This is a genomic window from Bacillus sp. FSL H8-0534 (assembly GCF_038005885.1).
Taxonomy (GTDB): Bacteria; Bacillota; Bacilli; order Bacillales; family Bacillaceae_G; genus Bacillus_A; species Bacillus_A pseudomycoides.
The window spans coordinates 134,244-154,402 of record NZ_JBBOUC010000001.1; the positions used below are offsets into that span (position 1 = coordinate 134,244).

General features: G+C 33.8%; 15 protein-coding genes, 4 pseudogenes and 1 riboswitch. Of the genes and pseudogenes, 13 read left to right on the plus strand and 6 right to left on the minus strand.

The features are described 5' to 3' along the window. Position 1 precedes the first annotated feature (1 nt). The gene (locus MHH71_RS00810; protein WP_006095441.1) at positions 2 to 1,378 is read left to right on the plus strand and encodes a sensor histidine kinase; all 1,377 of its coding nucleotides are present in this window, start codon (positions 2 to 4) and stop codon (positions 1,376 to 1,378) included. 205 nt (positions 1,379 to 1,583) lie between these two features. On the opposite strand, the pseudogene MHH71_RS00815 reads toward MHH71_RS00810, so the two are convergent. From MHH71_RS00815 to MHH71_RS00835, 4 genes and pseudogenes are all read right to left on the minus strand, one after another. Then, positions 1,584 to 1,670, minus strand: a pseudogene (locus MHH71_RS00815) (IS6 family transposase); the annotation flags it as partial. 65 nt (positions 1,671 to 1,735) lie between these two features. Continuing rightward, positions 1,736 to 2,644: an alpha/beta fold hydrolase gene (locus MHH71_RS00820; RefSeq protein ID WP_006095442.1), complete on the minus strand. Its 909-nt coding sequence runs from the start codon at positions 2,642 to 2,644 to the stop codon at positions 1,736 to 1,738. A 194-nt stretch (positions 2,645 to 2,838) separates the two neighbouring features. Further along, positions 2,839 to 4,146: a condensation domain-containing protein gene (locus MHH71_RS00825; protein ID WP_006095443.1), complete on the minus strand. Its 1,308-nt coding sequence runs from the start codon at positions 4,144 to 4,146 to the stop codon at positions 2,839 to 2,841. 357 nt (positions 4,147 to 4,503) lie between these two features. After that, positions 4,504 to 4,860 (minus strand): annotated as a pseudogene (locus MHH71_RS00835) (DDE-type integrase/transposase/recombinase); the annotation flags it as partial. A gap of 151 nt (positions 4,861 to 5,011) precedes the next feature. On the opposite strand from MHH71_RS00835, the gene MHH71_RS00840 reads away from it, so the two are divergent. The 10 genes and pseudogenes from MHH71_RS00840 (at position 5,012) to MHH71_RS00885 (ending at position 14,952) form a co-directional block, all read left to right on the plus strand. Beyond that, on the plus strand, positions 5,012 to 5,767 hold the full coding sequence (locus MHH71_RS00840; RefSeq protein WP_006095445.1) for an ABC transporter ATP-binding protein: 756 nt from the start codon (positions 5,012 to 5,014) through the stop codon (positions 5,765 to 5,767). A 23-nt stretch (positions 5,768 to 5,790) separates the two neighbouring features. Further along, on the plus strand, positions 5,791 to 7,761 hold the full coding sequence (locus MHH71_RS00845) for an FtsX-like permease family protein (RefSeq protein WP_033799004.1): 1,971 nt from the start codon (positions 5,791 to 5,793) through the stop codon (positions 7,759 to 7,761). 78 nt (positions 7,762 to 7,839) lie between these two features. Further along, positions 7,840 to 9,426: an ATP-binding protein gene (locus tag MHH71_RS00850; RefSeq protein WP_006095447.1), complete on the plus strand. Its 1,587-nt coding sequence runs from the start codon at positions 7,840 to 7,842 to the stop codon at positions 9,424 to 9,426. Beyond that, positions 9,395 to 10,018, plus strand: coding sequence for a response regulator transcription factor (locus tag MHH71_RS00855; protein WP_050774412.1), 624 nt, complete (start codon positions 9,395 to 9,397; stop codon positions 10,016 to 10,018). Before MHH71_RS00850 ends, MHH71_RS00855 begins: the two co-directional genes overlap by 32 nt. 131 nt (positions 10,019 to 10,149) lie before the next feature. Continuing rightward, complete coding sequence (locus MHH71_RS00860; protein ID WP_003207595.1) at positions 10,150 to 11,214, plus strand: ABC transporter permease; 1,065 nt, start codon at positions 10,150 to 10,152, stop codon at positions 11,212 to 11,214. Beyond that, positions 11,214 to 11,885: an ABC transporter ATP-binding protein gene (locus tag MHH71_RS00865; RefSeq protein ID WP_003198455.1), complete on the plus strand. Its 672-nt coding sequence runs from the start codon at positions 11,214 to 11,216 to the stop codon at positions 11,883 to 11,885. Before MHH71_RS00860 ends, MHH71_RS00865 begins: the two co-directional genes overlap by 1 nt. Positions 11,886 to 12,015: 130 nt before the next feature. Continuing rightward, a complete protein-coding gene (locus tag MHH71_RS00870; RefSeq protein WP_033799005.1) occupies positions 12,016 to 12,363 on the plus strand; it encodes a DUF4260 domain-containing protein in 348 nt (115 codons plus the stop codon). A gap of 88 nt (positions 12,364 to 12,451) precedes the next feature. Further along, complete coding sequence (locus tag MHH71_RS00875; RefSeq protein WP_033799006.1) at positions 12,452 to 13,210, plus strand: CPBP family intramembrane glutamic endopeptidase; 759 nt, start codon at positions 12,452 to 12,454, stop codon at positions 13,208 to 13,210. Positions 13,211 to 13,365: 155 nt separating this feature from the next. Next, positions 13,366 to 13,617, plus strand: a pseudogene (locus tag MHH71_RS00880) (DUF4073 domain-containing protein); the annotation flags it as partial. Between the two features lie 339 nt (positions 13,618 to 13,956). Beyond that, entirely contained in the window at positions 13,957 to 14,952 is a 996-nt protein-coding gene (locus MHH71_RS00885) for a D-cysteine desulfhydrase (RefSeq protein ID WP_003207601.1), read from the plus strand. A 69-nt stretch (positions 14,953 to 15,021) separates the two neighbouring features. Here the strand turns inward: MHH71_RS00885 and MHH71_RS00890 are convergent, their stop codons facing one another. After that, entirely contained in the window at positions 15,022 to 15,771 is a 750-nt protein-coding gene (locus MHH71_RS00890; RefSeq protein WP_006095452.1) for an alpha/beta hydrolase family protein, read from the minus strand. A 70-nt stretch (positions 15,772 to 15,841) separates the two neighbouring features. Next, positions 15,842 to 16,197 (minus strand): annotated as a pseudogene (locus MHH71_RS00895) (VOC family protein). Positions 16,198 to 16,310: 113 nt separating this feature from the next. On the opposite strand from MHH71_RS00895, the gene MHH71_RS00900 reads away from it, so the two are divergent. Both MHH71_RS00900 and MHH71_RS00905 read left to right on the plus strand, forming a co-directional pair. After that, positions 16,311 to 18,620 (plus strand): AAA domain-containing protein, encoded by a 2,310-nt coding sequence (locus MHH71_RS00900; RefSeq protein ID WP_006095455.1) that lies wholly within the window; start codon positions 16,311 to 16,313, stop codon positions 18,618 to 18,620. 86 nt (positions 18,621 to 18,706) lie between these two features. Continuing rightward, positions 18,707 to 18,811: riboswitch (SAM riboswitch) on the plus strand. Between the two features lie 91 nt (positions 18,812 to 18,902). Further along, on the plus strand, positions 18,903 to 20,105 hold the full coding sequence (locus MHH71_RS00905; RefSeq protein WP_006095456.1) for a M20 family metallopeptidase: 1,203 nt from the start codon (positions 18,903 to 18,905) through the stop codon (positions 20,103 to 20,105). Positions 20,106 to 20,159: the final 54 nt, after the last annotated feature.

The following is a 20,159-nucleotide window of genomic DNA, read 5'->3' on the forward strand; positions in this document are numbered from 1 at the left end:
GATGAAGTCACTTTATTCTAGATTTGCATTGATTACGATTGGGATTATGCTTCTTAGTAGCATCATTGGTTTTTTATTAACCAATGTTTATTATCAAGTGAAATTAAAACCGTATAATAGTGAAAAGATTTTACGTTACGCTGAGGAAGTAAAACATTTATATGAAAAACAGACTGAGGAAAATAAGGATGAGTATTTACATTCTATTGCGAAATTAGGTTATGAGATTTATGTAGTAGATGATCAAAAACAGGGGAAACGAATTGGAAATGCTTTTCGGACTATAAAGATTAGTGATGCTACCATTGACAAAGTCTTACAAGGGAAAACATACAATGGTGTTTCTACCTATCCAACTCGTCTATTTATAACAGGCTTTTTTGATAATGAATTAATTAATAGCGTAGGGGTTCCGCTGAAACATGGTGATAAGCAATATGCCTTATTTATTCGTCCTGATATTCAGCAACAATTCGGTGAAATGAGGATTTTCTTAGCGGTATTGCTTGGATTTATTGTTGTATTAAGTATCGTTTTTATTGCAATCGCAGCGCGGTATATCGTTCGTCCGATTCGCATATTTACAAAAGCGACGCAAAAAATTGCGAATGGTGAATATGATATTGAATTAGAAGAAGGGCGAAAAGATGAGATTGGAACATTATCTACGAGTTTTAAAAAAATGACAAAAAGTATAAAAGAGTTAGATCAAATGAGACAAGAGTTCGTTTCTAACGTGTCTCATGAATTTCAATCTCCACTTTCCTCGATTCAAGGTTTTTCTAAAACTCTACAGTCAGAAAAGATGACAGAAGATGAAAGAAAACGTTATTTACAAATTATTGAGGGTGAAAGTAAGCGGATGTCTAGTTTATGTAAGCAGTTACTTACGCTTGCTTCTTTAGATAAAGAGGAAAAGGTTCTTCAAATAAAAGAATTTGATGTGCACAAACAAATGAAAGATGTCATTTTTATGTTGGAATGGAAATGGCGTGAAAAAGACATAGCGGTTGAATTTGACGTACCTAGCATAAATGTAAGAGGCGATGAAAATTTACTTCATCAAGTTTGGACAAATATCTTTACAAATAGTATTAAGTTTACAGATAGTGGTGGAACGATTGGATTTGCCGTAGAAGAATTAGAAGCGAGTGTAGTGATTTCAATTTCAGATAGCGGGATTGGTATGGAGCAAGAAGAAGTAGAGCGGATTTTTGATCGGTTTTATAAGGTGGATACAGCGAGGGCTCGTAATGTGGAAGGAAGTGGCTTAGGCTTATCCATTGTGCAAAAAATTGTTGAACTGCACCATGGAGAAATTTCAGTGGAGAGTATAAGAGGGGAAGGTACGACATTTCGAATTGAATTACCGAAATGATGAGAAGGACTGATTTGAAGAGGAAATCTTTAAATCAGTCTTTTTTTATAAGATAAAATGATAAAAATGTTAAAAGAAAATATGTAAATCATTTGAGGTAGATTGTTGGAAGTAGCCATTTGGAAATGGGTACGTCATTTTCGGTTCTGGTGCAAATATATGAAGAAGAACGCGGATAATAGTAGATTCCTAGTGAAATCGTATTTTATGCTATAAGTCCAAACACTTTGTGGATGAACTCTTTTTGATTTTGGGCAGAATGATTCCGTAAATCAATCTGTCCCTTTTTTATACCGATTATGAAAAATGAAAGTGATAATGTAAAGTTGTTATTACAACATGTTTTCCATTTTCAACTTAGTTGTCATTAGAATGTTTTTCTACAAAATCAAGGATCCTGGCATTAACTTCGTTAGAGAACTCACCATTGATTGCGTGAGATGCATTTTTCCAGTTAACTATATCGATATCTTTAACATATTTTTTCCCAGTTTCAACTGCTTTTACTGAATTGTGCATTGTACTTTTTTCAGCCATTAATGCAAGCACTGGAACATTGATATTTTTTAAGTCTTCTTTACTAAATAGATCAGGCGCTGGCGTTTTAAGTTTATAGTTACGCATACCCGACTCGATTAATTTAGCGATAGGCTCATCGTCATTTGTTTCTGCTCCTCCAGATACATAGCTTAACATCTTTTCTCTTATAAACTTAGGTACAATAGGGACGGAAGCTGGAATAGATGCTAGAATCATCTTTATGGGCATTTGCGCAAATACAAAGACTGGGTCCAATAAACTAGCCGTAGCAATATGCTCTGGATTATATCTGGCCAAATTCATTGTTGTCCAACCACCAATGGAGACACCCACGATATGCACTTTTTCTAAACCTAATCCCTCAATTACTTCATTTAACCATTCTGCTTGTTGTTTTTGGTTTTCAATCACCTTCGTTTGCACACTCATTCCAGGTTCACCGAGTAAATCTATCGTGTAAACAGGCCTTTTCTCCCTTAGCCCTTCTAAATTGGGTACCCACATTGGAGTAGATGCACCACGTCCAGGGAGTAAGAGTATTGGTTCCTTATGTTTGTTTTCCTCTTTAGTAAAGTAATAAGCACGAATTGTGCCATATTTAGTTTTTATATCTCTCGTATCGTTAGGCTTTGGAAGAAGTGCCATTGATTCATCGTAGGCAATTTGAAAGTCTTCCTTTCCTTTTTCAGATGTAAAGTGACCAATCTTATTATCATCTTTCTTCATTTTAATTCCTCCTTTCTACAAATATATTGATGAACTTTATCAATATATTCATGGCAATAATCCATTAAAAATTTATCTTCTTTAAGCCAAAACTCTCTTTTAGAAAAAAGAAAAATCTCACGTAAAATTAAACTTATACAAGCTTAGCTTGTTGGGCGTGGGGTGATACCCCTATTACGTAATGATTATTACAATTATGATAGTTGATTAACCACACTTTCTAAAAATTGGTCTACTTTTTCTTTTGATGTATCCGGCGTATGATAACCAATCGTAAATGTAAGTCTTCCATTATAAGAGCTTGCCCCCATTGTAAAGAATGGTGCATACATAATAGGTGATGTCATATACCCGTCCTCAGCTTGAACTTCACCAAACTTAATAGGTTCATCTGCTATCACCCCGAAATTTGTAAGTAACGGCAATGCCATCCCCATCTGTAAAGCCTGTTCGTATTGCTGCTTATACATTTCTTTCACCGCAGATAGCTTTATACCTGCCAGTAGCTCCATTCCTGCTGCTGAAGAAAGACCTGGATTTTGAGATTTTATTTTATCCATTGATTGTTTGACTCGAGCTAGAGTCTGATTAAATGATTCATCATCTTCCATTTTAATCACTGGCATTTCCATACCGGATAAGTTGCAAATAGCACCAGTTGTATGATTAGGAAGATATCGGCGTAAATCAATTGTTAAACCGATCATTTTTTCTGCGGTGCGAGGTTCTGCATACACAGTGAAACGTGATAAAGCTCGGAAGTATGCAGTCATGATTGCATCATTCAAGGTAGCCTGTTGTACTTTTGTCCATTGGATTAGACGTAGAGTTTGCTCATGGCTCAACCGCCGTACCGACATTTTTGGGTATATATTTTTGTTCGGTTGAGATGGAAAAGACCATAACGATGCCTGTTGTTCTTGGTTAGGACGATAGGCACTTTTTACGTCTGGTATTCCAGCATATTTGAAAACAGGTGATTGATCACGAAAACTCTCATTCCCCTCACCAAATTCCTTTATAATTTGATCCTTAGATTTTCCCAGGTAAAGTTGAGTATAAATTGCTCCCAACAAATTAATATATTCCTTGACTCCTGCACCATCTGAACATAGATGGGATAATTTCACCACTAACATATTTGTTGTAGTGCCTCGTAATAATTTTGTTTGAACCATAGACCCCTGAATACGATCTCCAGATTCCTTAATAAAATCTATTGCCATCATTTCAAGTTCTTGATCATTTCCTTCTGCAAAAAGACAAATAGGTGAGTTAGTACCAGATGAATGTTCCTCCCAGTAAGGAATATCACTTTCTACAAAACGGCTGTTCAAAACCGGCTGCAATTGTAACGTTATCCTTACTGATTGTTCAAGTATGTTCTTTGATATACCTACAGGAAAATAAAGAACTGCATTAATTTGTTGATTTGCCGAATAAAGACCTAATATATAATTCATTCGATCTTGAGGTGTTACTGGATACTTTCTTTGTTCCATAATTTTCTCCCCTTTTTAAGACTATTTTTGGTTATAACCCCGTTCTCCATATGGTTGTAACTTTTCTTCAAGAGCTAATAATTCTTCTTTTCTATTTTTCTAGTATGTCAATCATGAAAGCATCTTTGCCGTACTGGTTCCATTCTTTTTGCAGCTCTTTGTTGGTGGTATACCCATTTCTTTATTGTTATTAACATTTCCTATCTCTTATGAATATAAATAAACATAAATTTATTTCGTTTACACATATATAAACATTTTATAATAACGTTTGGATATTGTCAAAAAAACCAAACGAGTGGTTCTGTTGCAAAGTTTGAAAAAAGCATAAACAGGTTGGTAAATGAGGAGCAATGTTTAAGAAGTAGCTAGTAATTGTTGAAGTTCATTGTACGTTGAAAAGGCGGAGTCTCTTTGAAGACTTCGCCTTTGTTTATATAGAGCATGAATGGTTTCAATACCTTTTATCGTACGTGAAGCATGACGAAGATTTTGAAATCCTGCGGATTTAGCAAAACGTCTCTTTACATGCCTATGATCCTGTTCAATAAGATTGTTTAAATGCTTGATTGTACAATGGATTGTAGTTTGATAAAATCCTTGTTTTCTTAATTTGTTAAATGCGCAAAGTAATGCCGGTGTTTTGTCTGTAGTGAGAACAGTTGGTTCTCCAAAATGTTTTACTAATCTTTTCATGAAGGCATAGGCAACTTTTTAAAAGTGTTCATTATCTAGGGGACAGCTAAACAGGAGGGCAAATAAAGTGAATTTGTAATGTAAGTAGAAGATTGCGTTTTTTACTCATGCTTCTTTATATATTGAAGAATAAAATTAATATATCAATAAATTGAAAGGAGCAAATAGGATGAATATATTATTATCCGCAAAAAATGTTACAAAAATTTACAATAAGAATCAATTGCCTGGACTGAATAAAGTATCTTTTGATATTGAATCAGGTGAATTTATTGGTATTATGGGTGCTTCAGGATCTGGAAAGACAACTTTATTAAATATACTATCAACTATTGATACACCGACAGATGGAGATGTTTTGATAAATGGTGTCAATATTAAAACACTTAATGTTAACAAAACTGCGGATTTTAGGAAGGATCATTTAGGCTTTATTTTTCAAGAGTATTTTTTACTTGATAGTTTAACGGTGCAGGAAAATGTTGCTGTGCCACTTACTCTGTTAAACAAATCTCCAAACGAAATCGAATCGACTATAGAAAGTTTAGCAAAGCGTTTTGGCATATTCGAACAATTATCAAAGTACCCTAGTCAACTTTCTGGAGGACAAAAGCAGAGGGTTGCGGCAGCAAGAGCCATTGCGAAACAGCCAAGTATATTATTTGCAGATGAACCAACCGGCGCGTTAGATTCAAACTCTGCAACAGAGCTGCTTCAAAAGTTAAGAGAGGCTAATGAGGATCTTCATACAACAATTTTGATGGTAACCCATGACGCTTATGCAGCAAGTTTTTCAAGTAGAATCTTAATATTCAAGGATGGGAATATTTTGAAAGAATTAAAAAGAAACGAAAAGGGTAGAAAAGAATTTTTTGAAGAGATATTAAAGGAAATCTCAAAAATTGATGAAAATCGATATAACTAAGAGTGTGAAAGGAAGGCATGACTGTGGGATTATTAACAATAGCAACAAAGAATCTGAAGAATAACTTTTCCTTCTATTCGTTCTATTTCGTTTCAGTGGCTTTTGTTTTGATGGTGTTTTTCGCCTTTATTTCTTTTTCCATGAACGATATTATCATGGAAAAGATTTCGTCTGATGGTAGAGTAGAAACAATGTCGAGAACGGTGGCAATCTTCGTTATGGCATTTGTACTATTCTATATGTCATACTCCAATACTTTCTTTATGAAAAAAAGAATGAAAGAACTGGGAATTTATTCGCTCTTGGGGTATCGAAAGTCAACCATGGTAAAATTATTAACCTTTGAAAATATTATAATTTCTTTTACTGCTCTAATTGTAGGTATCGTGCTGGGTGCTGTTGCTCATAAAGGAATTATTGAGGTGATAGTCAAAGTACTAAAATTAAACATTAATACTTCTGAAGTGCCATTAATTAATCTTGATTCGGTACTATTCACTTTTATTTTTATATTTGCTGTTTTGACTGTCTTATTCTTATCAAACTGGATAATCCTTCGAAAAAGTTCCTTACTTACTTTGGTATGTATGGAGAAAAAGGAAGAAAAGCAGATGAAAGTTAGTACAGCTTTATCCCTATTAGGACTATTCTTGATTTTGGTAGGCTATTTCTTAGCTATTGATATTATAAGAGGAACCGAATCATTGTGGAAAACGATAGGGTTTTCACCAATCGCACTTTTAACAATGTTAAGTGTGGTATTAGGGACAATCTTCTTTATTCACTCCTTTTTACCTTTTGCTATTCAAAAATTGAAGAAAAAGAAAAAATGGTTTTATAAGGAATCGAATATTATTATCATTCCAAACTTTATATTTAAAATCCGTTCGAAGGCAAAGACTTTAATTTTGTTAACTTTATTAGCTGCAGGAACTTTGGCTATATTTGGCGCCACTATACTAACGCTTTACTATCCAATTGCTGCTACAGAACGTATCGTACCGTCAGCTATTGAGTTCCCGTTGGAAGATAAAGAATCGGCTAATAAAGCAATTAAAGCTGTGCAAGATACTGTCGGAAAAGAAAACATGAAATACAAAGAAACGACTATTATTCAAGGAGCATCCTCTTCTGAAAATTTGCCTAAAGAATATAGTATGAAGAAAGAACATGGATTTGATCTAATCTCTGAGTCGGATTACAGGGATCTAATAAATTTTCAAGGGAAAAATGTAGAATTTGAGAATTTAGCTAAACATGAAAGTATTTTAGTGAAATATAGGCCTGAAAAAGAAAAGTTAGATAAAGAGAATACATATACTTTGAACTTAACATCTACAAAGAGTGTGGATGTGAAAGTGAAAGAGACTACATTACTTAACCCAATTGGATTTGCGAATAGTGTAGGAACCCTTATTATTTCTGACAAACTTTACAAAGAAATAAAAGCATTAGGGCTTCCAGAAAAGACTATGATGAGCATTAACGGAACAGATATGAGAGATAACAAAGAAGTTTATGAAAACTTAGCTCCACTATTTAAAGATAATATCTATTTTACAAGTAGTTATCAAAAAAATGATTACATTATCCAGCAGAATAGCTCAACATTCCTGCTCATTAGCTTTGTCACTATCATCTTTTTTATTGCAACAGGTAGCATACTCTATTTCCATAATCTTTCGAGTATAATGTCAAATGAAAATGAATTTACAATTTTACAAAGAATGGGATATAACAAGAAAAAGATAAAAAGGATAATAAGAAAAGAAATCTTTACGTTATTTAGCATCCCTTATATATTAGGGGCAGCGCATAGTATTTTTGCACTGGTGGCATACAAAACTGCTTTAATGGACGATTTATTAGGAAAAGGTAGTGCCTTTATATTACCTATTCTTTTTGCATTAATTATTTTTACTGTGGTTTATATCATTTATTATTTGTTAACAAAAAGAGCATGCTATAAAATTATATTTAACGATAAAAAGTAAAAATTTACAGATAAAGCTGATGATAATAAACAAACATCAGCTTTATCTGTATGTAATCTAGTAAAGGTAAGTGAGTCTATGAAAAAATACTATGAGCAAAAACAAATCTTTATTTTAATGAATCAACTTTGTATGATTATTTTTTTATGCTATGAATTTTTGCAAGGTAAGATTGCAGGAACAGCAAAGTTACTTCCACTAACGTTTATAACAATAATGGTCATATATGGGGCATATATTAGTTTTGTAAACATAAAAGAAAATAACACGCTATCAAAATTCTCCAAATTGCTATTTTTTGCTTCATGGCAATTTTTACTTACGCTTAACGGGAGTCAAATTTCTTATACACTAAGTATACTACTTAGTGTAGTAATTCTATATAAGACAGTACAATTTTTGCTTTTGTTCTTTTTCCAAGATTCTATTTATGCTTATAAAAAAGAGACAGACTGGATTTTAAAGATTACATGTGTATTAACATTGGTTGCGAAATTGACAAACGATAAAATATTTGCCGCTCTATTTTCATGTCAATGGATTTTTAGTTTTATTTGTATTATTTTTCTGTTTTTGAAAAATCGAGAACGAATTAAATTTATCTTCAAAAGCGAAAAAAAGCAGTTATTTAAATCTGTTGCTATTCTTATCGCTCTCTTTATTGTATATGCTATGTTGTTTGCAGGAAGCCCCGAATATTTAAGTAATTTAGGGTGGTATATCGTGATCCTGCTACCCTTATTTAGTATTCATGCGATTGCTTTTAAAAGCCATACATTTATGAAGCAATATTTTCTTTTAAAGGAAGGTAAAATGATATTCATGTTTTTATGTTTTATTGTTTTTATTAGTTCGCTTGGGCTGTTGTTTAAATTTAATATGATTACCTATTTTGTCATTATACATACGATTTTTTGGTTTGTTCTTCTTTATTTCACATTATTATTTCAAGACATAAAAGATACGATCTTAAATGTGGATGCAGAAGAACCTAAACCCTTGCCAGAAAGCTCTTACGTTCAAAATCTTTTACAGATAGCTAAAGAGGAGAGGTTGAAAAGTGAATTTTCTGATTATCTGCATGATGAAATATTACAAGATATATTAGCAGTTAAAAATATGATGAATAAATCTAATAAAGAAGAAATTCATGAAATGATAGTAAAAACGCTAGATGACTTAAACCAGTCTATACGTGTACAAATGCAAGAATACCACCCAACGTTATTAAAGACACTCACATTAAAAAAGAATTATAGTAATCTGCTTGAGATGATCCAGCAAAAATACGGAATGAAAAATATTGATATATCTTTTAATTGTAATGATAATTTATTCTTAGTTGAACCTTATAATCTTGTTATATATCGAATTTTAAAAGAATTAGTAACAAATGCGTTCAAACATTCTAAATGTTCTAAGTTAGTTTTGAGTTTGACACAAGAAAATAACAAAATAGAGCTTATAGTAAAAGATAATGGGATAGGTATGGGAAATGAGAAGCATATTCCTAATGAACATAGGGGGGTGAATTCGATTAAAGAACAACTGTTTTTGTTAAACGGTAACATGACAATTTCAGAATGTAATCCTTCTGGTTTATGTATTGATATTTTTATTCCTATGAAAGGAGATGATTCCTATCAATATTTTATTAATAGATGACCATGCTTTGTTTTCAAAAAGTTTGGAGATAGCTTTAGAAGATTATCCTGAGATAGATGAATTCTATTCATTACAAAATGTTGGAAATGTTATCACAATCATTAATGAGTTTAAGCCAGATATTATTTTAGTAGATATAAATTTAAGCAATATTAGTAGCGAAGATGGTTTAGAAATAGCAAAAACTATTTTAGATAGTAAATGTGACACGAAAATAGCTATATTAACAGGCTATGATTTGCCTGTTTATCGATATGAAGCTCAAAAAATTGGTGTAAGTGGCTTTATTAATAAAAATATTATGCCAGATAAGTTGTTGGAAATTTTAATTAAAATTAACGAAGGTATTTGTTATTTTCCAATGTCTATGGACTATGTTGAAGAATTAACCGATAGTGAGAAACAAATTTTACAGTTACTATGTGGTGGATATAAGCGTAAAGAAATTGCTACTATGTTATATGCTAGTGAACGCACAATTTCAAACCATATTCAACATATGTTTGATAAATTGGATGTTTCATCTTCATTAGAAGCTGTAACAAAAGGAATACAATTAGGATATATTCAACCTCATTATAGAAATCGTTAATGAAACTATGGGCTTGAATCCAATACATTTCATTCAATGGTAAATTTTTGATTGTAATCTTTTGTTCATATTCCGTTCATATTTCTTTTTTAAGATGAGCACATAGAAAGAAATAGGAAGGAGCGAGCGAAATGTTTCTAGCTCTGCGTGAATTAAAACAATCAAAATTAAGATATGGATTAATCGGGCTCATCATGATTTTATTATCATTTTTAGTTCTTGTGATTTCTGGATTAGCAAATGGTTTATCGTATGATAATGCATCATCAATTCAAAATATGGATGCAACAAAATTTGTATTAGCAGATGATGCAGAAAATAAATTACTCCGTTCACAAATAAAGAAAGAAGATGTGGATGATGTAGTAGGGCAAGTAGATGCAAAAGATGCTGTGCCATTTCATGTGAAGGTTTCTACGTATGAAAAGAAGGATAGTTCAAAAAAGGTTGATATTGCAATTTTTGCAAGTGAACGTGACACGTTCTTGGAACCAAAGATTGTGAAAGGGAATGCATTAGGAACAGCACAAGATGAAATGGTTGCTGACGAATCGATTAAAGAAAAAGGCATAGATATTGGCGATACAATTATCGATCCAGTTTCGAAAAAGGAATTCAAAATCGTTGGCTTTACGAAAGATCAAATGTTTAGTCACACACCTGTTGTTTATGTGAATCAAGATGTATGGGGACAAATTGCGCAGCCAAATCAAAAGGATTATAGCGCAATTGCACTTCGTACTGATAAAGAAGTGAAAAATGCACATGTGATTGAGAAAAAAGAAGTTCTTCAAAGTATTCCAGGGTATAAAGAAGAACAAGGAACATTAACAATGATTATTGCGTTCTTGCTTGTGATTGCTGCTTTATTAATCGGTGTGTTCTTCTATGTCATTACATTACAAAAAACGCAGCAATTAGGTGTATTAAAAGCAATTGGAACGAAAAATTCGTATTTAGCAAATACTTTAGTTGTGCAAGCATTATTCTTATCTGTTGTTGCAATGGGGATAAGTATTGTATTAGTAGAAGGATTGCAAAAGATTTTGCCAGAAAGCATGCCATTTTTATTAACAACGACAATGATTGGCCAATATGCAGGAATCTTTATTGTCATTAGTATTCTAGGAACACTTATTTCCTTATATCAAGTGTTAAAAGTTGATGCACTAGAAGCAATTGGAGGTGGCATGTAATGACTTCATTATTAAAATTAGAGGAAGTAAGTAAAGTGTACGGAGAAGGAAATACCGAAGTAACTGCTCTACATCCAATTTCACTTGATGTGAAGGCGGGAGAGTTTATCGGTATTGTTGGTCCCTCTGGATCAGGGAAAAGTACTTTGTTATCAATTGCTGGTGCGTTATTATCACCATCAAAAGGAAACATTTACATTCGTGAACAAAATATTACGCGTTTATCAGAAAAGGAAATGACAGATATTCGTTTAAGAAAAATCGGGTTCATTTTTCAGTTTGCAAATCTTGTTCCCTATTTAAATGTAAAGGAACAATTACTCTACATTGCAAAATTAAAGAAAGAAGACCGAAAAGAATCCGAAAAGCGTGTGGATCATTTGTTAGCTGCATTTGGATTATCTCAAAGAAAAAATCATTATCCAAATCAATTATCTGGCGGAGAAAAACAAAGGGTTGCAATTGCTCGTGCTTTCATGAATAATCCAGATTTAATATTAGCGGATGAACCAACAGCAAGCCTTGATTCAAAACGTGGGCGCGAAGTTGTCGAAATGATGAAACGAGAAGTAAAAGAAAGTCAAAAAGCAGCGATTATGATTACACATGACGAAAGAATGCTGGATGTATGTGATCGCATCTTAACATTACGTGACGGAAAGTTAGTATAGGTAGTATAAGAAAAAGCGCAGGGTGGATTCCTGTGCTTTTTTGTACATGATAATTCGTTTAGACTGGTTTTGGAATTAAATGTTATAATAGTCTTATTATTCTGTTATTTATAAGGGAGGAGGATAAAATATGGAGAAAAAAATCATACGTATGGAAGGGCTTATTGTCTTAATAGCGACCATTTATATATATGCATTAAATGAGTTTAGCTGGTTAATATTCTTCTTGTTGCTTTTAGTACCTGATGTTTCAATGCTAGCATATCTTATTAATAATCGTATTGGTGCGCAGATTTATAACCTGTTTCATACTTACATAGTATCAATATTACTGGTTTTGATCGGTTTATTTCTAAAATCAGATGTGACTCTTATGATCGGCTTAATTTGGACAGCTCATATTGGAATGGATCGTCTGTTCGGATGTGGTCTTAAATATCAAACGGATTTTAAGGATACGCATATTCAGAAGTTATAAAATACAGTAGGAATAAACGTTTATAATACATATGAATCTTTTTATGTACCAAGCTATATTCATTTTAAAATCTAAGAGGGATAGGTATATGAATAATGATATGAAACGATACTTAATATGCACGTTCATATTTACATGGATACTCTGGGCACTATTAATTAGCTTGATAAAATGGGACATTACCACATTCGGTACTCCATTAGCAATGATATTGTTTGTTTTCGGAGGTATCATGCCAGCAATTAGTGCAATTAGTTTAAAGAAAAAATATGGATCAAAAGAGGAGTTTAGAGTTTTTATCAAAAACATTGTTAACGCTAAACATCATTTTGCATGGTATATTCTGCTCATTGTTCTAGCTTTTATTAGCTGTTATCTGCCAACGCTATTTGGTGGGGAAACGATGCAAAAGCCATTATACGTTGCATTATTTAATTTTCCAATGATTATTGGTGGTGGAGTTGAGGAAATCGGATGGAGGGGATTCTTGCAACCTGCACTTCAAAAAAGGTTTTCTTCATTTTTAAGCACCATGATTGTGAGCATAATATGGGCTGTTTGGCACCTGCCGTTATGGTTCATTCCAGGCACTAACCAGTCTCAAATAAATTTTATATACTTTATAATCACGATAATTGCCGTATCCTTCATATATACTACAATTTATAATGCAACTAAAAGTATTTTTATGTGTCTAGTTTTCCATGCACTTATGAATTCTTTTTGGAGCGTATACGTGCCAAATGATAAGATTTTACCAGCCTGTTCAACTCTTATCTTTGGAATTTTCGTCTTTATAGTGTATAAATTAGTGATAAAAAGAAAAAGTACTTTATTAACAGGTTAACAAAGATAAAGCAAGGAAACCTATTTCGAGTTTCCCTTCATCAAACCTTAAGTCCCCTATTAAGGGATATAACTTACCGACATGTTATATCGTGGATTTTAAATGCTGCTCTCTGGGCACAATTTTATTTTGCGAACGCTGTCTGCAGCGTGATAAAGCGATCTATTCATGATGGGAAAATGACGCAAATGGAACTCGATGTAATAGCTGATGATAAAAAGAATATTCTTGTCGGTGCAACAGAGTACATGGAATATTCTATAGAAGGAACAAACGAATGTCATACATATAATGCGGGGAATCCTCCAAAATTTGAAGGGGATCAAACGGTATATGTGCGCCATAAAGGAGAAAGGAATTTACATCCAGGTTTAACACGGATTGTTCATTTTTCAGCTAATAAATAGTTTAGAAAAGTAGTATGAAAGTAATAATGTATATCTTCTATATAAAAAGGGCTTTTATGTTATGATAAAGCTCTTTTTTGTGCGTTTATAAAAAAGTAAGTGAAATGTTAGGGGAAATCATGTTTTTTAAATCATTAGAGTCGCTTTACTACAATGAATCAAGTATACTGAGAAATGTTTCCTGAAAATAATTCAGGCTAAAAATCCATTAGGATTGTTTGGTTACTGAAGACTTTTCTAATAAAAGTGTAAGAGTTATGATTAGTGAACAGATAATGCTTGATGGATATTTGAATTACTATTTTAATTTTAGATAAAGAGTAAATAAGGAGAGTTAGTATGAATTTAGCAAAATTCCCTAGAAAAAAATATACAGAATCATATACGCCAATTGAAAAATTAAATCACTTTTCTGAAGTCCTAGGAGGACCTTCTATTTATTTTAAACGAGATGATTTACTTGGTTTAACAGCTGGTGGAAATAAAACAAGAAAATTAGAATTCCTTGTGGCGGATGCACAGGCGAAAGGTGCAGATACGTTAATTACTGCTGGCGGTATTCAGTCCAATCATTGCCGATTAACATTAGCAGCTGCGGTAAAAGAGAAAATGAAATGCATTCTTGTATTAGAAGAAGGACTTGAACCAGAAGAAAAACCAGATTTTAATGGGAATTACTTCTTATATCATTTATTAGGTGCTGAAAATGTAATCGTTGTGCCAAACGGAACTGACCTTATGGATGAGATGCAAAAAGTGGCCAAAGAAGTAACTGAAAAAGGGCATACACCATACGTCATTCCAGTTGGAGGATCCAATCCTACCGGTGCAATGGGATATATTGCATGTGCAGAGGAAATTATGGCTCAATCGTTTGAGCAAGGGATAGATTTCAATACGGTTGTTTGTGTAAGTGGCAGCGGGGGCATGCATGCTGGTTTGATCACTGGATTTTATGGAAGACAAACAGGGATTCCGGTAATTGGAATGAATGTGAGCCGCGGGAAAGCTGAACAAGAAGAAAAGGTATGTAAGCTTGTGCAAGAAACTTCAGCGCATGTTGGTATTCTAAACAGTATTCCGCGTGAGGCCGTGACATGTTTTGATGAATACGTTGGACCAGGATACGCTTTACCAACACCTGAAATGGTAGAAGCTGTTCAGCTTTTAGCAAAAACAGAAGGGGTTTTACTGGATCCAGTATATACAGGGAAAGCAGTAGCTGGACTGATCGACCTAATTCGAAAAGGTACATTTAAGAAAGAAGATAACATTCTATTTGTACATTCAGGTGGTTCTCCGGCGTTATATGCGAATACATCACTATTTTCCTAATATGTAAGAAAATCAGCACCAAAATAAGTGGTGCTGATTTTTTATGTAAGCTTTACTTGTCTGTCTTAATTAGCTATAAAGAACAAATTGCTCATCTAACCAGTTTACTATTTTTTCAATCATTGGAATACTTATAGAATGATTGATATTTTGGTATAGCATAAATGTAATGTTAGCTGTTGTATCTTGATGGTGTGATTGTACTTTTTCACAAAATGTTTGTTGTCCAAGAGGCGAGACAACAGCATCACTTGCCCCGTGTAATAATAGTATAGGTCGATTATGAATGCGTTCGATAAATTGAATAGGATCCATTTTTCTAATCATATGAATTTCATTGGCGATATTTGAGCCTTGCTTTTGAAAAATCTCTTCAGAAGTTATCCAAGCTCCTGAACCATTTATATTAATAAGTGCATCAATTTTTGAATCTTTGATAAAAGCTCCTGAGGATATGAATCCACCCATTGAACTTCCGAGAACTACAATTTTATGACCTAAGCAGTATTCACTCTCATAGATACTAGTAAATAAATCATTTATATCATGTTTAACAGTATGCAAAATGGTTTTCCAGAAATATTGTTCCATTATCGGTTTAGAAAAATGATTTTCTAAAGCTGTCCGTGAATCGTGATAAATAATTTCTGGAATAATTACGGTATATCCAAAGTTAGTTAAGATGGTACCTAAAAAGATTTGATGATAAATGCTAGATCCCCATCCATGATAGAAAACGATTGTTATTTTTTTATCCTGTTTTGTGGGCTGTAATAAGAGACCATGTATGTTTCCTAGTTGAATGTCTGTTTGATTCAATGTATCGGTTCACCTCCATAAATAAATAAGTGAGGGAATGAATGCCCTTACTGATAAAAGCTTTACTTTATCACTCCGTCTCAAAAAACTCAATCCATTCTCCATCAGGTAATGTTTCAATTTCCTCTGTTAATAAAAAAGTTACTCCTAACTTCTTCAGTCTTTCAATTTCATCTTCTAGAGAGTCTACTTTAAAGCAAATATGATGCACTTTTCCTTCTGCTGGAAGAGAAGGATTATAGCCTTCAATTAATTCAAGAATTGTTTCTTGTGATTCTTCTACACTAAAAAAGCAAGCTTTAAGTTTGGGTCTGGATGTCCCATACGTTTGATAAGCTTTAGTCCAATTACTTCTTCATAAAAGGAAAGGGACGTTTCTAAGTTTGCAACCATGATTCCGACGTGTTCGATTCTTCTTACTGGCATATTGATATCTTCTTTCCGTAAATTTCATATGTATCATAATATTGAAAATTAAGAAAATAAGCAAGATAAAAACCTTACAAATTTTATCGTGTTATATGATATAGTGAGAAAGTATGTTTGGAGAGAAGGAAGGAGACATTAGTATGAATACAACTTCGCAAGCTCCTTCATTAACGGAAACGATGAAAGAGTGGCATCAGGCGTTAGTATATGAAATTAAACATTGGAAAACGATAGGCGGCAGTAAATTATCGATTATAAATGGCCGTTTTTTATATACAGATTATGAGAGTACGGTGTATGTATTTCAGCTTATTTCGGAAGTAAGCTTACCTGATGGTACACCCATTCGGATTGAATTTGATGGTGAGGAAGCAACAGGAGAAGTGCTATCTGTACATGGATTAGAAATCGAACTGAAATTAAATGATTATATACAAGGCGAAATAAGAGAAGCAATTTTATATAGTGAACCATGGCAGTTATTAGAGCAATTGCAAGAGCGATTGAAAGAAATACGAAAAGATAAACAAAAACGTCAACGCGTAAAGCGTCTTTTAGATGGAAAAAGTACGCCAAAGCATATAGAAAAGATGAAAAATCCGAAGAATGAACTGGCATATCGTTCTTTTTATAATCCGACGACATATGTTTGGGGCCCACCGGGAACAGGAAAATCTTATAATTTATCACGTATTATTTCAGCGCACTATCAAAAAGGAAAATCAGTACTTGTACTTGCTCATAGTAATGCAGCGGTTGATGTATTAATGAGTGAGGTTACAAAGCAAATAGAAAAAAAAGAAAAATGGACACCAGGGGAAATCGTCCGGTATGGATTTAGTCAACATGAACATATACGTAACCATGAAACGTTGCTTGCTTCTAGATTAGTGGAAACAACGAATGGCTCATGGGGAGAAGAAAAGCTTTATTTAGAAGAAATGCGTCAAGATCTTCGTCAAAAAATCTTATCTTATAAGGCAACTGCTTCTGATAAAAAGCGTATGCAAGAAATTGAAGGAGATCTTAGAAAACAAAGAGCGAAAATTAAAGAAGTAGAAAGAGAATATATTGAAAATGCAAAGGTAATAGGTGCGACACTATCTAAGTGTGCAATTGATTCTCTTATTTATGAACGAACATTTGACTTAGTTGTTGTAGATGAAGTGAGTATGACATATGTACCACAAATCGCATTAGCTGCTTCTCTTGGTAAGCGAATTGTCGTTTGTGGTGATTTTTTACAGTTGCCACCAATTGCGATGGCAAATCATGAGCTTGTTAGAAAGTGGTTAGGAGAAGATATGTTTTATCATGCAGGGATTGTCCAATCCGTAAACAAGTGCGAGACACATCCGAATCTATTTATGCTGCAAGAACAAAGACGTATGCATGCGGATATATCTAAATTTACAAACTCATTTATTTATAAGAATAGAGTGTTCGACCATCCTTCTGTTTCGGCAAGACAAGAATTAGCGAAATTACAGCCGTTTGCAAACGAAGCGACAGCTCTGTTTGATACAAGTTTAATGGGAGCTTACTCTTTAAAAGATGCCGCTTCTGGTTCTCGTTTTAACATTATGTCCGGTTTCGTTGCAATGCAGATGATTTTAATTGGATTATTAGATGGCGTTCAATCGATTGGAGTTGTAACGCCATATCGCGCGCAGTCTCGTTTCTTATCAACATGTATAAGAGAAATATTGCAAAAAACAAAGTATCGAAATACACCTATTCTAGCAGCGACGGTTCATAAATTTCAAGGATCTGAACGCGATATGATGATTTTTGATACAGTAGATAGTTATCCGCAGGAACGTCCTGGCGTGTTATTCTTTGATCATAAGAATCATCGTCTTGTAAATGTTGCGGTAACGAGAGCAAGAGGAAAGCTCATTCAGTTATCGGACTGTCAATATATGCGGAAAAATCTTTCTAGAAAACAAGCGTTATCTCACTTAACTTCTCACATAGAAAGACACGGAAATGTATATGATCGTACAACATCACGTCCATTGTTAGAACGAAAAATTACAAAACGCTTGAGATGGTTTATGCAAATGAATTTGGAAGAGACGAAAGCATTATTAAAAGACATTCTGTCAGCAAAACAAAAAATTATTATTTCGCTCCCAAGTACAAGACAAGTAGATAAAAGGGTATGGCAGGCGTTAATGCGTACAACAGCGCAGGTAACAATCTATAGCGATGGACCAATTCCATTAAAAAATGTGAGAGTACAAAGGCAAAATAAATCACTCCCATTTGTATGTATTGATGATGAGATCTTTTGGGTAGGTGCTCCGTTAACATCGCAAATGATGTTTGAAGGAAGTCCAGAATTCCCTTATATATGTGCAAGAATGCAGGCGCCTGAAACGATTGGCGTTTTAAAAGGATTTTTAGATATTCGTTAAAATCAGATCGGAATTCCTTGACATTTACTCGGAATAAAACTAGAATGAAAATAATTTAATATAATTTTATGAAAATAAAAACGATTTTCTTATCACGAGAGGTGGAGGGACTGGCCCTATGAAACCTCGGCAGCGGATTCAATATGAATACTGTGCCAATTCCAGCAAGTGAAAGACTTGAAAGATAAGAAAGAAGGCCATTTTTGAATCTGTATGTTCAAGCCTCTTTCTATCTTTTAGAAAGAGGCTTTTTTATGTGCAAATTTAAAGGAGGAATGGGAAATGGGAACAAAACAAGTAACGTCACACCGAAATAGTATTACGGAAAGTATAGAAAGAAATAGAGAAAAATACTTAAAAACAAGTCATGATATACATGCGAATCCTGAAATTGGTAATCAAGAATTCTTTGCATCTAGAGCGTTAAGTTTACTTTTAGGAAGTACAGGATTTCAGCTTCAGCACAATATCGCAGGACATGAAACAGGATTTATTGCACGGAAAAGTTCAGGGAAACAAGGGCCGACAATTGCCTTTTTAGCAGAGTATGACGCTTTGCCTGGATTAGGCCATGCGTGTGGTCATAATTTAATTGGTACAATTAGCGTTGCAGCAGCCATTGCATTATCGGAAACAATTGAAGAAATCGGCGGTGAAATCGTTGTATTCGGAACACCAGCAGAAGAAGGTGGGCCGAATGGAAGTGCAAAAGCAAGTTATGTGAAGGCAGGTTTGTTTAACAATATTGATGCAGCACTTATGATTCACCCTAGTGGAAAAACAGCAACAACAAGTCCGTCACTCGCAGTTGATCCACTTGATTTTCATTTTTATGGAAAGTCGGCACATGCGGCTGCTTCACCTGAAGAAGGAATTAATGCATTAGACGCGGTGATTCAGCTTTACAATGGGATTAACGCACTTCGTCAGCAGCTTCCATCAGATGTGAAAATTCATGGTGTCATTACTGAGGGTGGTAAGGCACCGAATATTATTCCGGATTACGCATCAGCCCGTTTCTTTATTCGAGCAGCAACACGTAAAAGATGTGTTGAAATAACTGAAAAGGTACGAAATATTGCAAAGGGAGCAGCTTTAGCTACAGGAACAACAGTAAAAATCAATCAATTTCAAAATGAAATTGATGAATTATTAGTGACGAAGACATTTAATGAGGTGGTTGCTGAGGAATTAGAAAACCTTGGTGAAGATGTAAATCGTAAAGAGAGACTTGGAATCGGTTCAACAGATGCAGGAAATGTGAGTCAAGTCGTACCAACGGTTCATCCTTATATTAAAATTGGGCCGGATAATTTAGTTGCACATACGAATGAATTTAGAGAAGCAGCTCGTTCGGAACTTGGCGATAAAGCATTAGTTACATCCGCAAAAGTATTAGCGTATGTAGCATATCGATTAATTACAGAAGAAGGAACGCTTGATCAAATTAAGGAGGAGTTTAGAGGGGCGCAGCGAAATCAGTAATGTGATTAGTATTGGAGAAGTAGTTTTCTAGAATTCTATTTAGATAAAAAAGGT

Excerpts from the sequence above, each read along its gene's own strand:
- MHH71_RS00810 (WP_006095441.1), top strand. The coding sequence starts at position 2 with ATGAAGTCACTTTATTCTAGATTTGCATTGATTACGATTGGGATTATG.
- MHH71_RS00820 (WP_006095442.1), bottom strand. The coding sequence starts at position 2,644 with ATGAAGAAAGATGATAATAAGATTGGTCACTTTACATCTGAAAAAGGA.
- MHH71_RS00825 (WP_006095443.1), bottom strand. The coding sequence starts at position 4,146 with ATGGAACAAAGAAAGTATCCAGTAACACCTCAAGATCGAATGAATTAT.
- MHH71_RS00840 (WP_006095445.1), top strand. The coding sequence starts at position 5,012 with ATGAATATATTATTATCCGCAAAAAATGTTACAAAAATTTACAATAAG.
- MHH71_RS00850 (WP_006095447.1), top strand. The coding sequence starts at position 7,840 with ATGAAAAAATACTATGAGCAAAAACAAATCTTTATTTTAATGAATCAA.
- MHH71_RS00855 (WP_050774412.1), top strand. The coding sequence starts at position 9,395 with ATGATTCCTATCAATATTTTATTAATAGATGACCATGCTTTGTTTTCA.
- MHH71_RS00860 (WP_003207595.1), top strand. The coding sequence starts at position 10,150 with ATGTTTCTAGCTCTGCGTGAATTAAAACAATCAAAATTAAGATATGGA.
- MHH71_RS00865 (WP_003198455.1), top strand. The coding sequence starts at position 11,214 with ATGACTTCATTATTAAAATTAGAGGAAGTAAGTAAAGTGTACGGAGAA.
- MHH71_RS00870 (WP_033799005.1), top strand. The coding sequence starts at position 12,016 with ATGGAGAAAAAAATCATACGTATGGAAGGGCTTATTGTCTTAATAGCG.
- MHH71_RS00875 (WP_033799006.1), top strand. The coding sequence starts at position 12,452 with ATGAATAATGATATGAAACGATACTTAATATGCACGTTCATATTTACA.
- MHH71_RS00885 (WP_003207601.1), top strand. The coding sequence starts at position 13,957 with ATGAATTTAGCAAAATTCCCTAGAAAAAAATATACAGAATCATATACG.
- MHH71_RS00900 (WP_006095455.1), top strand. The coding sequence starts at position 16,311 with ATGTTTGGAGAGAAGGAAGGAGACATTAGTATGAATACAACTTCGCAA.
- MHH71_RS00905 (WP_006095456.1), top strand. The coding sequence starts at position 18,903 with ATGGGAACAAAACAAGTAACGTCACACCGAAATAGTATTACGGAAAGT.